The sequence below is a fragment of the Neolewinella xylanilytica genome, from assembly GCF_002934605.1.
GTDB lineage: Bacteria > Bacteroidota > Bacteroidia > Chitinophagales > Saprospiraceae > Neolewinella > Neolewinella xylanilytica.
In genome coordinates, this window is sequence record NZ_PTJC01000008.1 from 152,569 (window position 1) to 165,988 (window position 13,420).

Sequence of the window (13,420 nt, forward strand, 5' to 3'; positions counted from 1 at the left end):
TACACAACTACTTCCAAAGTATCTTAATGATCGATGGCCGCTCCGGCTCCCTTCGGGATGCGAATGGTTTCGACGATTTCCTGTACGTCTTCCGGCGGCGGCGGGGTGACCCGACTGACCACCAGGGCTACGGCAAGATTGACGACCATGGCGACGCTGCCGAACCCTTCCGGACTGATGCCGAACCACCAGTCCGACTCCGGCGGGACTTGATCAACAAACCACCCCAATCGGTAAACGGCCATGTAGCCGAACATCAGGATGATGCCGGTGAGCATTCCCGACACCGCGCCGGCCCGGTTCATGCGCTTATCGAAAATACCGAGCACGATGGCGGGAAAGAAACTGGCGGCAGCGAGTCCGAAGGCCAGGGCCACGGTAGCGGCTACGAAACCCGGGGGATTGACCCCGAAGTAAGCTGCCACGAGCACCGCCGCGGCCGCACCGCCGCGGGCCCACCAGAGCTCCTCTTTTTCACTCATGTTCGGCTTGATCTGCATGCGCATCAAGTCGCGGCTTACGGCGGTACTGATGACGAGCAGAAGGCCTGCGGCGGTAGAGAGGGCGGCGGCCAATCCGCCGGCGGCAACCAGTGCGACGATCCACGCCGGTAATTGGGCGATCTCCGGATTGGCTAGCACCATGATGTCCCGGTCGATGTAAACTTCGTTGCGATTGTCGGTGGGTAGGTTGTTGAGGAGGGTTTCTCCGTATGGGCCTTGCTCCCGCGCTCCGGCGCCATCCCTTACCTGATCGACCGCCCCGACGAAGGCCTCCCCGGGCCCGTACTGCAGGAGGCCGTCACCATTCTTATCCTGCCAGGCTACCAGGGCGGTCTCCTCCCATTTAGCGAACCAGGGGGGAAGTTCGGCGTACGGTTGCTCGTTGATGGTGGCGATCAGGTTGGTGCGGGCGAAGGCAGCGATGGCCGGTGCCGTAGTGTACAGTATGGCGATGAAGAGTAGCGCCCAACCTGCGCTGATGCGGGCGTCCTTCACCCGGGGAACGGTAAAAAAGCGGACGATCACGTGGGGTAAGCCCGCCGTCCCGGCCATCAGGGCGAGGGTGATGGCAAAAACGTCGGTGGTCGATTTGGTGCCACTGGTGTATTCCGCGAAGCCCAGCTCGGTGTGCAGTTGATCGAGCTTGTCCAGCAGGGCCATGCCCGAGCCGTCGTTGATGTCGCCAATGAAACCCAGTTGCGGAATCACGTTGCCCGTCATCTGGAGGGAGATGAAGATTGCCGGCACCATGTAGGCGAAGATCAGCACGCAGTACTGGGCGACCTGGGTGTAGGTGATGCCCTTCATTCCGCCCATGATGGCGTAGAAGAATACCACGACGGTGCCGATGTACACGCCGGTATTTATTTCTACCTCGAGGAACCGACTGAAGACCAGCCCTACCCCGCGCATCTGACCCGCTACGTAGGTAAAGCTCACGATGATGGCGCAGATGACGGCTACGGTACGGGCGACATTGGAATAGTAGCGGTCGCCGATAAAATCCGGCACGGTAAACTTGCCGAATTTCCGCAGGTAGGGTGCTAACAGCAGGGCCAGCAACACGTAGCCGCCGGTCCATCCCATCAGGTAAACCGCGCCGTCGTAACCGGCGAAGCTGATGATGCCGGCCATGGAAATGAAACTGGCGGCGCTCATCCAGTCGGCCGCCGTAGCCATACCGTTAGCCACCGGGTGGACGCCGCCGCCGGCCACGTAAAACTCCTGGGTGGATCCCGCCCGCGCCCACACGGCAATGCCGATGTAAAGGATGAAGGTGGCACCGACGATCAGGTAAGTCCAGACTTGTACGCTCATGCTCGGGAAATGCGACTATTCATTGACGCCATAACGGCGATCAAGACGGTTCATCAAGTACACGTACACGAAGATCAGCACGACGAAAACGTAGATGCTTCCCTGCTGCGCGAACCAGAACCCCAGCTTTGCCCCACCGATACGCAATCGATTGAGTTCATCGACCAAAAGGATGCCGCAGCCGAAGCTGACGGCAAACCAGATGGTTAATAAAATCGCTAAATACCTCAGATTAGTCCGCCAGTAACGGTCGTATGCTCTGGGTAAGGCCATCACGCAAGAATTATAGTACGGGTAGTGAAAGAGGTAATGGCCAGTCGAAAAATTTGCACGATCGACTCGATTCTTAACGGCGGTACGCGCCGAATACCCGACCAAGATAATTCGAAGGATACCAAAGCAAAAACTTTTGCCCCCAACTTTTTCATTTATTGTGGATCGGCTTCAACCATTTAGGCGTTTTTCCCTTACCCCTGCAATAACAATAGAATTACGGCTAATGGCGATGTGGTATGAAGGTTGGACGGACGTTACCTACCCGATCTTTGAAGGTATGACCGGCTGGCCGGGGCAGCCGCAAACGGACCTGGAAACCCTCAGCTGTATTCACTGCGGAGATTCCGCCATGGTCTCCGTACTGCACATGAGCCTGCACAGCGGTACGCATATGGACGCACCGAGCCATTTTCTGGCCCAGGGAATTGATATTTCACAGGCTCCTTTCGAGGTTGGCATGGGCCCGGTCCGAATTGCCGACGTAAATCCCGAAGCCGAAGTGCGCCCGGAAGACCTGGACGCCTACGAAGCCCGTACCCGGCCGGTCAAACAGGGCGAGCGGCTTATTCTACGCACCCAGAATAGTAATAAAGCCAATTGGCTGCAGGAGGATTTCGACCGCCACTACCATGCCATCGGCCCGGATGCCGCCGCCTGGATCGGTAAACGAAAGCTCCGACTGATCGGTGTAGACTACCTGTCGGTCGGTCCGTTTCACCACGGTAACCCCCAAACCCACCGGACGCTGATGGGCGCGCAAGTCTGGATCATCGAGGGGATTGACCTGCGAAACGTAAGCGAGGGGGACTATGAAATGATCTGCCTCCCGCTGAAGATTGCGGGTGGTGACGCCTCCCCTATCCGGATTCTTATCCGCAAACATCAATAAAACTTTTTGTTGGTTATATTTTGCCAATTAAAACAATACGTGTTATATTTGTATCATGTCCCACTGATCCGGGATACGGTTGCAAAAAATTCACACGGTTATGGCATTCGATACTACTCCCACTCACGCGGAGACGCAGGGTAAAATCCTTAACATCAACTGGGCGCTGCTGGCTAAACGCCTGCGTACCCGTGGCAGACAGTTGTTTACTTCAGCGCGCCACCGCGCGGCGCAGACGGAATACATTCCCCCTAGCTGGATGACCCGGCTGCGACTTACGTGGTTCCGGCTGGGCTTGATCGCTATCGCCGCTTTCGTCATCACCCAGAAACAGATCGACTTCACCGTCTCCGTCGGTGCACCCGCTACCGAAACCGATGGTGTTGCGTCCGACACGGAGACGAACTCCACCTTCAGTCTTATTCCCGGAGTAAGCGCACCCGCGTCGGCTCCGAAAAAACTATGGAGTGTAGCCGATTACGACCGTACGGCCGTATTGGCCTACATCGAGCGGTTCGAGCGGGTAGCCCGCACGGAAGCGGAAAAGTTTGCCATTCCCGCCCCGGCCAAAATGGCCATGGCGATCGTGGAGAGTCAGGCGGGGGGATCGATGGAGGCCCGGGAAAACAACAACCACTTCCCCATGAGTACGTCGGCCACCCGATACGACAATGCCTGGACCAGTTGGCGGGCCCATAGCCAACTGATGGAGCGCCGCTTCCCCGAATTGGCCCACGAATCCGTCAATTACCAACAGTACATCGAAGCGCTCGTCCGTACCGGCTACAGCCGTGACCCGCAGTACGGACAAAAATTGAACGCCGTGATCGAGGCATATGACCTGGCCGACCTGTAAGTGGTCCCTAACGCAACGATTATTTTTTTCTCTAAGTGGTTTTATCGGCCGCCTTCCGTTTACCGGTCGGCGGCCCTTTCTTTTCCTGAACTACCCCTGAATTTGGGAGTTACCTAGACATGCCCACGGTAGACGATGTACTCGAATCGGAATTTCAGCGCTTTATTGAATTCGGAAACCTGCTGGATCGCCGTACCCGCCGTTACCTGGTGGAGTACATGCGTTCGAAGATCACCAACACGCCCCCACCCGAAGGAAACCTGAATGACCAGTATGGTCTTTACTTCCAACAGTCCATCGAGGAGGTTTTTTCCATCGACCAGCTTCTTTTTGTCTGCGCCAACAATGCCAGCATCACCCGACAGATCGTACTCGATACCCTCTACTGGATCAAGAAGACCTTCCAAAAGTTGGAGGCGAAACACCCCTATGGCAAGGAACTCGATTTTTTGCAAGGGTGGTCGGTAACCCCTGCCAAGGCGTTCCGCTACCGCTACCCCCATTTGATCCAATTCCTGCGTAGTGAGTATACCCGCGAAGAATTGGACACCTTCTTTTACGAAGACCGACTGCAAACCTTTTACCAGAAGGCCGCCGAAGACTGGACCGGTTCGGATCACCAAAACTTCGACCGCATCCTGACCGATCTGTTGGCGCAGTGGGACGCCCTCCTGCAGGCCCGGATTCTAGCCTACCAGCTCCGTAAACTGGGAGAGGCGAAAGCGCACTACCTGGAACGCTTGGAGCAAAAGGTGGAAGAATACCGGCAGCTCACTTCCATTCTCGATCCTTTCACCGATTACCTCGGCTGGGATATGAGCCGGGATTTATGGCAAGCCACCAGTTTTGACGTACTCAAGGAATACAACGAGCTGCTCGCAGACGAGGACAGTTTGCGGCAGCTGGCGGATCTACTCGGAAAGATGCGGGAAGCGGAAATCGTGATCGAAGAGGAAAGCTTCGAAAAAACGATCGTCCGCCAGGAGTGGACCGTCGATCCGCTGGGTAAGTCGGAAATCGTCGGTGTCCACGAAAGCAGCGACCTCAGTCACATTCTCAGTTCGGAAGCCGCCCTCCTCAGCCGCCCCGATACGGAAACGGCCTTTCTAAAGAAATTCGCGGACCAAAGCCTGCTGACCCTGCGGTATGAGGAGCGGAAACTTACCCGCAGTGATACCCAGGAAATGGAGGTCCACCACCGAATCAAGCAACGGGAACGGGGGCCCTTCATCGTTTGCGTGGATACCAGCCAGTCGATGATGGGCCGGGCCGAGCAAATCGCCAAAGTGCTGACCTTCGGCATCCTGAAAATGGCCATCAATACGAATCGCCGGGCGTACCTAATCAGTTTTAGCACGGGGATCAAGACGCTGGACCTGCACGACGTTGCTAATTCCCTGGACGAGCTAGCTAAGTTCCTGCGCATGTCGTTCTACGGCGGTACCGACGCCACCCTCGCCCTTTACGAAGCGCTGCGCCAACTGAAGAGCCACGACTACGAAGACGCGGATGTACTCATGATCAGTGATTTCGTGATGTACAAGATCGACCGGGAAATACTGGATGAAGTCGCGTTCTTTCAACACAACAAGGCCACTGAGTTCCACAGCCTCGCCCTCGCGCGGGAAGCAAACGCCGAATTACTCGGCCGTTTCGACACCAACTGGATATACGACCCGGACCAGCGGGGGGTGATCCGCGAGCTGACCCGTGGACTGGCCACTATCGCCGCGCGCTGATCAATCCCTACCGACCCGTTTCGTGCGGCTGCGGAGAAAAAACAAACCGCCGAGCAGGACGAGGGCCAGCAATATCCACAAAGTAGGTGATTCACCGACTCCGGGATCCGGATCGGTGGGAGGATTGACGTCGACGCCCGCCTGCGCAAGCAATCCAAAGGCGAGCATACTGAACAGAGCGGTAGATAAATAGCGGTACATAGGGAGACTTTACCCTATAAATGCTAACCGCCCTCCGGGGTTCGGTTCGCTTTTGGACGGCCTACGTCGGCGTCTCGCGGGCTGACTACACTTTGAAGAAGATCTTTTTCCGGTAGAGCCATACGCCCAGGGCGAGGTAAAAGAGCACCAGGACGACTGCGTAGAGCAAGCTCGAAAGTTTGTCCGGCAGAAAGTCGTGGACGAAAATCTGCTGGTAAAGGTAGCCGTGCAGAGAGGTATCCCCCACCGGAATACTTCCAAAAACCTTGGCAAAAAAGCTGGAAAGAAAGTAAAGAATCAGGGCATTCGCACCGGCGTAGATAAACACCCTACCCCATACCCATCCTCTCACGTCGGTCGTGTAGTAGATGGCACCCAGAACCAGCAACGCCCACCCGCCGGTCACGAGCACGAAGGAACTGGTCCATAGTGCTTTGTTGATCGGGAATACCAGTCCCCATAGATGCCCCAACAACACCAATCCGGCACCTCCCAGCAGCATGACTTTGACCTTATCCGTCCGCTCCGTCAAGAGGAATCGTCCCGTTACGACACCGATCAAGCTGCTGACGACGGCGGGAAACGTACTGAGTATCCCTTCCGGATCGTAGTCCGGTTTATAGGTATGGCTACCCAGCACGGTGGTGTCGACGTACAGTGCCCAGTTAAAAGCGTCGCGCTCGTAGGTGGGCAATACGCCTTCCACGGGGATGTATCCAAGCAGCACCCAGTAGCCCAGGAGAATAACAACGGACACGACCAGGAGGGCGCCGGTGCGCAGGTGCAACGCCAGCGGCGCCGCGAACAGGAATACCAGACCGATACGCTGCAGCACCCCGGGCAGCCGTATTTCCGACCAGGCCTTGAGAAAGGGCGGGTAGAGCAGGAACGCACCGAGGAAAAGCCCCAGGGCGATGAGCTTGATGCTCCTTACGGCAATTTTTTGGTACGTTGCCGCGGAGGGAAGCCGGTGATGGTAAGCGAAGGCGATCGAGCATCCTACCAGGAATAGGAAAAACGGGAACACCAAATCGGTGGGCGTATAGCCATGCCAGGGAGCGTGGAGGAATGGAGCGTATACGTCGGTCCAGCTTCCCGGGTTGTTGACGAGGATCATCGCGGCAATCGTCAGGCCACGCATCAAATCCACCGAGATGATCCTGTCTTTCATAGGTAACTATTTAAGGAAGGACATGGCCTTTTCCACCATTTTTTTGCTGCCGGCGAAAAGGGGAACGCGTTGGTGAAGGTCCTGCGGTTTAATATCCAGTATCCGGCCATGCCCATCGGTAGCGTGTCCGCCCGCTTGCTCCACGATGAATGCAATGGGATTGCATTCGTAAACCAGGCGCAGCTTGCCGTCTTCCCGTTCGGAACTCTTCGGGTAGATGTAGATCCCTCCCTGCACGAGGTTCCGATGGATATCACTAACCATACTTCCGATGTACCGGCTCGTGTAGGGGCGGTCATCCTCTTCCTTCTGGCAGTATTTAATGTAGTCCTTAACCCCCTGGGGAAAGTGGACGTAATACCCCTCATTGACCGAGTACACCCGCCCCTGCTCAGGCATGCGGATATTCGGGTGGGAAAGGTAGTAGGTGCCTATTGCGGGATTCAGCGTAAATCCGTTCACCCCGTTGCCGGTGGTGTACACCAGGATGGTCGACGTACCATAGATCACGTAACCGGCCGCTACCTGCATGTTGCCGGGCTGCAGAAAGTCTTCCCGCGTGACCGGCGTACCTTCGGGTGAAATTCTGCGGTAAATACCGAAAATGGTCCCGACGGAAACGCCGGCATCGATATTGGAACTGCCGTCCAGCGGATCCATTACCACCACGTACTTATTCCGGTGGGCATTGTTGGCGCCGCTGATGGTAATGAAGTCCTCGTTTTCCTCGGAGACGATGCCGCAGACGATATTGCGATTCGTCAGGGCATTGATAAAGACGTCGTTGGCAAATACGTCCAGCTTTTTCTGTTCTTCTCCCTGAACATTGACGTTGCCAATGGTACCGGTGATGTCGACAAGGCCCGCCTGGCGGATCTCGTGGTTAACCACTTTGGCCGCTAGCCGAATACAGTTCAACAAGCGGGTTAGCTCACCGGACGAATACTCGAAGTCCTTCTGGTTGGAGATGATGAATTCGCCTAATGTCTGCGGATGGTGTTCCATTCCTTACTTGCTTATGGTTGGGTCAGTAGTATTGCTGTGGGGTAAGGTAGTTGCGAACGTACTCATTTACGCCCTCTTCCAGGGAGGTAAAGGCTTGGTCGTAACCCGCATCGCGTAATTTTTCCATACGGGCTTCGGTGAAGTACTGGTAGTTTTTACGCAAATCTTCTGGGGTATCCACGTAGTGGATATCGACTTCCCTCCCCATTGCCCGGAAGGTAGCTTCCGCCAGGTCGCGAAAGCTGCGTGCTTTTCCCGTGCCGAGATTGTATAGCCCGTACGGTTGCGGTCGATGCTGCATGAGGAAATAGCAGACCCGGCAGATGTCCTTCACGTAGATAAAATCACGCGACTGCTCCCCGTCACCGACATCGTCCCGGTGGCTGCGGAAAAGGTTCATCTTACCGGTGGCGCGCACTTGGCGGTAGGTATGCCATACCACGCTGGCCATACGGTCCTTGTGGTATTCGTTCGGGCCGTACACGTTGAAAAATTTGAGGCCGTACCATGCCGGCGGTGCCGTGGGCTGGGCCGCGGCCCAGGCGTCGAAGTCATTTTTACTACGGCCGTACTCGTTCAGCGGCTCCAGGGTATCGGGATCGGTCCGATCGGAAAAACCCCGTGTACCGTCACCGTAGGTAGCGGCGCTGCTGGCGTATACCAGGGGAATACCGGCGTTGGCGCAACGGTTCCAGACTTCCATGCTGAACTCCCGGTTCAACCTGTCGAAAATGCGAACGTCGGTTTCGGTCGTATCGGTACGGGCACCCAGGTGGTACACCCCCTCTAGTGGCCACTGCTCCTGGTCCCAAATGGTGAACAGCGTATCCCTTTCTACTTTGACCAAGAAATCCTTTCCCTCCAGATTCGGCGTCTTGTTTTCGTAATGTTGGAAGTCATCCACTAAAATGAGATCCCTGATACCCAGCGCATTAAGCTGAGCCACCAAAACGCTTCCGATAAAACCGTTGGCACCGGTGAGAAGAAACATAGGTCCGATTTGTCGGTAAAGTACGGTATTCGTCGGTTCCCAGTGGAGCAGCGGCGCTCCGCGAATGGGTGATAGTCCCTATTGACTGCACTACCCTACCTTGCGCCAAAACGACTACCATGGCAAACCCCAACGTAAAAAAGAAGAGCCGCATCATCGTTGACGTCGGACTTGATGAAACCAACATGCCCGTCACCATGACCTGGTCGGCAAGCGATAATCCGGCAGGTCCCCAATCGCAGGCCTGTAAAGCCATGCTGCTGAGTCTGTTCGACGAGCAAACCAAAGAAACGCTGAAGATCGATCTCTGGACCAAGGAGATGCAGGTACTCGAAATGGACCGGATGTTCTACCAAACCCTCCGGGGTTTAGCCGACACCTATTTCCGGGCTACCCAGAACAAGGAATTGGCCAACCAAATGCAACAATTCGTCTTCTATTTCGGACAAGCCACCGGTGCCATCCCGAAGGAAGAATGAGCACGGGTAACGGAATCGATTGTGTAAAGGCCGCTCGTTTAGCGCGCTTAACTTACCTTCGGCGGCACAAAGCATAAGATCCTACTATGGCAGAATACTTTAAATCCATCCCAACGATCCAGTACGAAGGTCCGGAAAGCGATAACCCGCTGGCTTTCAAATACTACCAGAAGGACCAGCGCGTCGCCGGCAAAACCATGGCCGAGCATTTCAAATTCGCGATGGCCTGGTGGCACACCCTCCGGAACACCGGCGGTGACCCCTTCGGCCCCGGAACGGCCAACTACCCGTGGTTGGGTGACGCAGACCCCGTCCAAGAAGCAAAAAACGCCGCAGATGCCGGATTCGAAATTCTCGACAAACTCGGTCTCGACTACTTTTGCTTCCACGACGTAGACCTCCTGGAGGAAGCCGGCGCCGACCTCACTACCTACCGCAAACGCCTCGACCAGGTCTCCGACTACATCGCGGAGAAAATGCAGGCGACCGGGAAGAAGGTACTCTGGGGAACCGCTAACCTCTTTAGCCACCCACGCTACATGAACGGCGCCAGCACGAACCCCGATTTCCAGGTCGTAGCTTACGCCGGCGCCCAGCTAAAGTCGGCCATCGACACAACCATCAAGCTGAAGGGAGAGAACTACGTTTTCTGGGGCGGCCGCGAAGGATACATGAGCCTACTGAACACCGACCTTAAGCGGGAGGTAGACCACCTGGGCCGTTTCCTCACCATGGCACGCGATTACGCGCGGGCCCAGGGCTTCAAAGGCTACTTCTTCATTGAACCCAAGCCCTTCGAACCCAGCAAGCACCAGTACGATTTCGACAGCGCCACCGTTGCCGGATTCCTGCGCCAGTACGACCTTCTGGACGATTTCAAGCTGAACATCGAGGTCAACCACGCTACGCTCGCTCAGCACACCTTCGAGCACGAACTGGCGGTAGCCGCCAGCCAGGGCCTCCTGGGTAGCATCGATGCCAACCGGGGTGACTACCAGAACGGCTGGGATACCGACCAATTCCCAACCAGCGTCCAGGAGCTTACCGAAGCGATGATCATTATCCTGGAAGCCGGTGGGTTACAGGGCGGCGGCGTCAACTTCGATGCTAAAACCCGGCGGACCTCGACCGACCTGGAGGATATCTTCCACGCCCACATCGGCGGAATGGATACTTTCGCCCGTGCCCTGCTCGCCGCAGATCGCGTCCTGAATAAGTCCAAATTCCGGGAAATGCGCCGGGAACGCTACGCCAGCTTTGACGGTGGCGACGGTAAGAAGTACGAATCGGGAGAACTTAGCCTCGAAGACCTGGCTAAGATCGGACTTGCCGGTGGTGAACCGAAGCAGACCAGCGGCCGGCAGGAACGCTACGAAAACCTGATCGCACAGTATATGTAAGAACGGTCGGATCCGTTGATGGCCCCGTGACTAACCGTGGGACCGGGCACTGGCACCAATCCAGTTCCTGGCACCCATCGTTTGCTCACCCATTAAAGTAAATTTCACAACGGTCAACCGTAACACCTACGGTTAGGATGCCGCCACCATTAGGGGCGGCATTCTTCATTTTGGGAAAGGAGAAGACGCCGGGAAGGAATGCATGACCCAGCGACGCTACCGGCCAAATCCGGCGAGCAAGTTAATCAGTCGGAGCCCGGCAGCGCGATCGGGCTTTCCAGTATCCCCGAATGCTCACAGAAGGTAGCCCTTTGGGACTGGATCAATCTGCACCTACCGGCCCCCACGAGAAAACTTCAACCCGCTCGCTAGAATCCATTCACCGCCTGGCGCACCGCGACCAATTTCCTAAGCAAACTTTCCAGTTGGTCGAGCGGCAACATATTCGCCGCGTCGCTCTTAGCTTCCGCCGGGGCATAGTGCGTTTCTAAAAACAACCCGTCTACGCCTACCGCCACCCCCGCCCGCGCGATGGTTTCGATCATGGCGGGCCGTCCGCCCGTCACACCACTACTTTGGTTGGGCTGCTGCAGACTATGGGTGCAGTCAAGAATAACCGGGCTGCCATAGTCTTGCATGGTCGGTATTCCCCGGTAGTCCACCACCAGGTCGGTATAGCCGAAGGTGACTCCTCTTTCCGTTAGCCAGACCTGGTCGTTTCCGCTGTCCACCACCTTTTGGCGGGCGTGCTGCATGGCGGACGGACTCAAGAACTGCCCCTTCTTGATATTGACCACTTTGCCGGTTTTCGCAGCGGCTTCCAACAGGGAGGTTTGCCGGCATAGGAAAGCGGGAATCTGAAGTACGTCCACGTATGCGGCGGCCATGGCTGCTTCTTCGTCGGCGTGGATGTCGGTCGTGGTAGGTACGCCTAATGTTTCGCCGACCTTACGCAGAATCGTAAGTGCTTTTTCGTCGCCGATGCCCGAGAAGCTGTCGATCCGACTGCGGTTTGCTTTGCGGTAGCTGCCTTTGAAAATAAAGGGAATCTGAAGGGTGTCCGTAATTTCCAGGATACGCTCCCCGATCCGTAAGGCCATCTCCTCCCCTTCTATCGCGCAGGGACCCGCGATCAGGAAAAAATTGCCGGAGTCTTGGTGGTTAAGCTGCATGCTATTTTTAGTATGGGGTCAACGGGTCATTTCGATAAATCGAGCCTTTACTTCCCCGGCCAGTTCCTGGGCACGGGCCTGGGTGTTGGCCTCGGCGTATACCCGGACGATCGGTTCGGTGTTCGATCCACGTAAATGAACCCAACCGTCCGGAAAGTCAAGCTTGAGCCCGTCGATATTAGATTTTGGGGTATCCGGGTAGAGGGCCTCCATGGCATTCAGTGCGTCGGGCAGATCCAGTTCCGGGTCGAGATTGATCTTGTCCTTCACCATCTCGTAGTGGACGTACGAATCCCGGAACTCGTTGATCGTTTTGCCGCTGGTCGCCAGGTGGCTCAGCACCAGCGCCAGTCCGATCAAACTATCTCGGCCGTAGTGCAACCGAGGATCGATAATACCGCCGTTGCCTTCGCCGCCGATGGTGGCCCCTACTTCCTTCATTTTAGCCACGACATTCACTTCTCCCACCGCGGAGGCATGGTACGTTTGCCCGTGAGCGGCGGCCACATCCGCCAGCGCCCGGCTGCTGCTCATGTTACTAACCACCGGTCCGGGATCCCGGGCCAGTACGTAATCGGCTACGGTGACCAGCGTGTATTCCTCGCCGATCCATCTCCCCCCCGGCCCGATCAGTGCCAGTCGGTCGACGTCCGGATCGACGGCGATACCAAGATCGAGGTCGCGCTCCTTTACCACCGCGATGAGGTCCTGCAGGTGGGCCGGCAGCGGCTCCGGGTTGTGGGCGAATTGCCCGTTGACGGTTTCGTTGATCACCTGACATGCGACGCCAAGTGCTTCACATAGGGGGGGAATGGAAATAGCCCCGACACTGTTGACCGCATCCAGCACCACCCGGTAGCCAGCCGCCTGAATGGCGTCAACGTTCACCAGGGGATGGGCCAGTACGGCTTCGATATGGTCCGCGAGGGCCGAAGTGTCCTGCTGCAAGGAACCCAGATTATCTACCGTAGCATAGCTGATTGACCCGGATTGCACCGTCCGAATGAGGTCCTGCCCTTCCTCGTGACTGATGAACTCGCCATCCGAATTTAGTAATTTGAGGGCATTGTATTCCTTGGGGTTGTGACTGGCGGATAATATGATCCCCCCACCGGCGCCACGGCTCGTTACGGCCATTTCCACCGTTGGGGTCGTGGCATGGCCACAGTCGATCACATCGATGCCCATACTCTGGAGAGTAGCGGCGGTGAGGGCGGAAACCACGGCACCGGAGGGACGACCGTCTCGCCCGATGACTACCGTCGGGTTGGCGCCGGAGCGCAGGAGCCAATCCGCGTACGCTGCCACGCTAGTGACAACATCCTCGGGGGTGAGGTTTTCTCCGGGCTTTCCGCCGATGGTGCCGCGGAAACCGGAAATACTTTTTATTAGGGGCATTCAGGCAAGCTTTTCTTTACGCT

Annotated in this window: 13 protein-coding genes; 5 read left to right on the plus strand and 8 right to left on the minus strand. The window is 56.5% G+C overall.

Features of this window, described 5'->3' with window-relative positions; translation table 11 throughout:
• Nucleotides 1–23: 23 nt before the first annotated feature.
• Nucleotides 24–1,820: a sodium:solute symporter family protein gene (locus CLV84_RS20285; RefSeq protein ID WP_104421673.1), complete on the minus strand. Its 1,797-nt coding sequence runs from the start codon at nt 1,818–1,820 to the stop codon at nt 24–26.
• A 15-nt stretch (nt 1,821–1,835) separates the two neighbouring features.
• Entirely contained in the window at nt 1,836–2,093 is a 258-nt protein-coding gene (locus tag CLV84_RS20290; RefSeq protein WP_104421674.1) for a DUF4212 domain-containing protein, read from the minus strand.
• A 226-nt stretch (nt 2,094–2,319) separates the two neighbouring features.
• Between CLV84_RS20290 and CLV84_RS20295 the strand changes: the two genes are divergently transcribed.
• The 3 genes from CLV84_RS20295 to CLV84_RS20305 all read left to right on the plus strand — a co-directional run bounded on the left by CLV84_RS20295 (nt 2,320) and on the right by CLV84_RS20305 (nt 5,580).
• Nucleotides 2,320–2,985, plus strand: a complete 666-nt coding sequence (locus CLV84_RS20295; protein WP_104421675.1) for a cyclase family protein — start codon at nt 2,320–2,322, stop codon at nt 2,983–2,985.
• Nucleotides 2,986–3,085: 100 nt separating this feature from the next.
• Nucleotides 3,086–3,841, plus strand: a complete 756-nt coding sequence (locus CLV84_RS20300) for a glucosaminidase domain-containing protein (RefSeq protein WP_104421676.1) — start codon at nt 3,086–3,088, stop codon at nt 3,839–3,841.
• A gap of 119 nt (nt 3,842–3,960) precedes the next feature.
• Nucleotides 3,961–5,580: a VWA domain-containing protein gene (locus CLV84_RS20305; protein WP_104421677.1), complete on the plus strand. Its 1,620-nt coding sequence runs from the start codon at nt 3,961–3,963 to the stop codon at nt 5,578–5,580.
• Here CLV84_RS20305 and CLV84_RS20310 read toward each other — a convergent pair whose 3' ends face one another.
• From CLV84_RS20310 to rfaD, 4 genes are all read right to left on the minus strand, one after another.
• Nucleotides 5,581–5,781 (minus strand): hypothetical protein, encoded by a 201-nt coding sequence (locus tag CLV84_RS20310; RefSeq protein ID WP_104421678.1) that lies wholly within the window; start codon nt 5,779–5,781, stop codon nt 5,581–5,583. It lies immediately after the preceding gene.
• An 85-nt stretch (nt 5,782–5,866) separates the two neighbouring features.
• On the minus strand, nt 5,867–6,952 hold the full coding sequence (locus CLV84_RS20315; protein ID WP_104421679.1) for an acyltransferase family protein: 1,086 nt from the start codon (nt 6,950–6,952) through the stop codon (nt 5,867–5,869).
• Between the two features lie 6 nt (nt 6,953–6,958).
• The gene (gene fbp / locus CLV84_RS20320) at nt 6,959–7,957 is read right to left on the minus strand and encodes a class 1 fructose-bisphosphatase (RefSeq protein WP_104421680.1); all 999 of its coding nucleotides are present in this window, start codon (nt 7,955–7,957) and stop codon (nt 6,959–6,961) included.
• A gap of 22 nt (nt 7,958–7,979) precedes the next feature.
• On the minus strand, nt 7,980–8,948 hold the full coding sequence (gene rfaD / locus CLV84_RS20325; RefSeq protein ID WP_104421681.1) for an ADP-glyceromanno-heptose 6-epimerase: 969 nt from the start codon (nt 8,946–8,948) through the stop codon (nt 7,980–7,982).
• A gap of 119 nt (nt 8,949–9,067) precedes the next feature.
• Here rfaD and CLV84_RS20330 point away from each other — a divergent pair, with 119 nt between their 5' ends.
• Nucleotides 9,068–9,427, plus strand: a complete 360-nt coding sequence (locus tag CLV84_RS20330) for a gliding motility protein GldC (protein WP_104421682.1) — start codon at nt 9,068–9,070, stop codon at nt 9,425–9,427.
• A gap of 86 nt (nt 9,428–9,513) precedes the next feature.
• The gene (xylA, locus tag CLV84_RS20335) at nt 9,514–10,827 is read left to right on the plus strand and encodes a xylose isomerase (RefSeq protein ID WP_104421683.1); all 1,314 of its coding nucleotides are present in this window, start codon (nt 9,514–9,516) and stop codon (nt 10,825–10,827) included.
• A 368-nt stretch (nt 10,828–11,195) separates the two neighbouring features.
• On the opposite strand, the gene kdsA is transcribed toward xylA, so the two are convergent.
• Together kdsA and glmM are read right to left on the minus strand one after the other, a co-directional pair.
• Nucleotides 11,196–11,999 (minus strand): 3-deoxy-8-phosphooctulonate synthase, encoded by an 804-nt coding sequence (kdsA, locus tag CLV84_RS20340; protein WP_104421684.1) that lies wholly within the window; start codon nt 11,997–11,999, stop codon nt 11,196–11,198.
• 18 nt (nt 12,000–12,017) lie between these two features.
• A complete protein-coding gene (gene glmM, locus CLV84_RS20345; protein WP_104421685.1) occupies nt 12,018–13,397 on the minus strand; it encodes a phosphoglucosamine mutase in 1,380 nt (459 codons plus the stop codon).
• Nucleotides 13,398–13,420 lie beyond the last annotated feature (23 nt).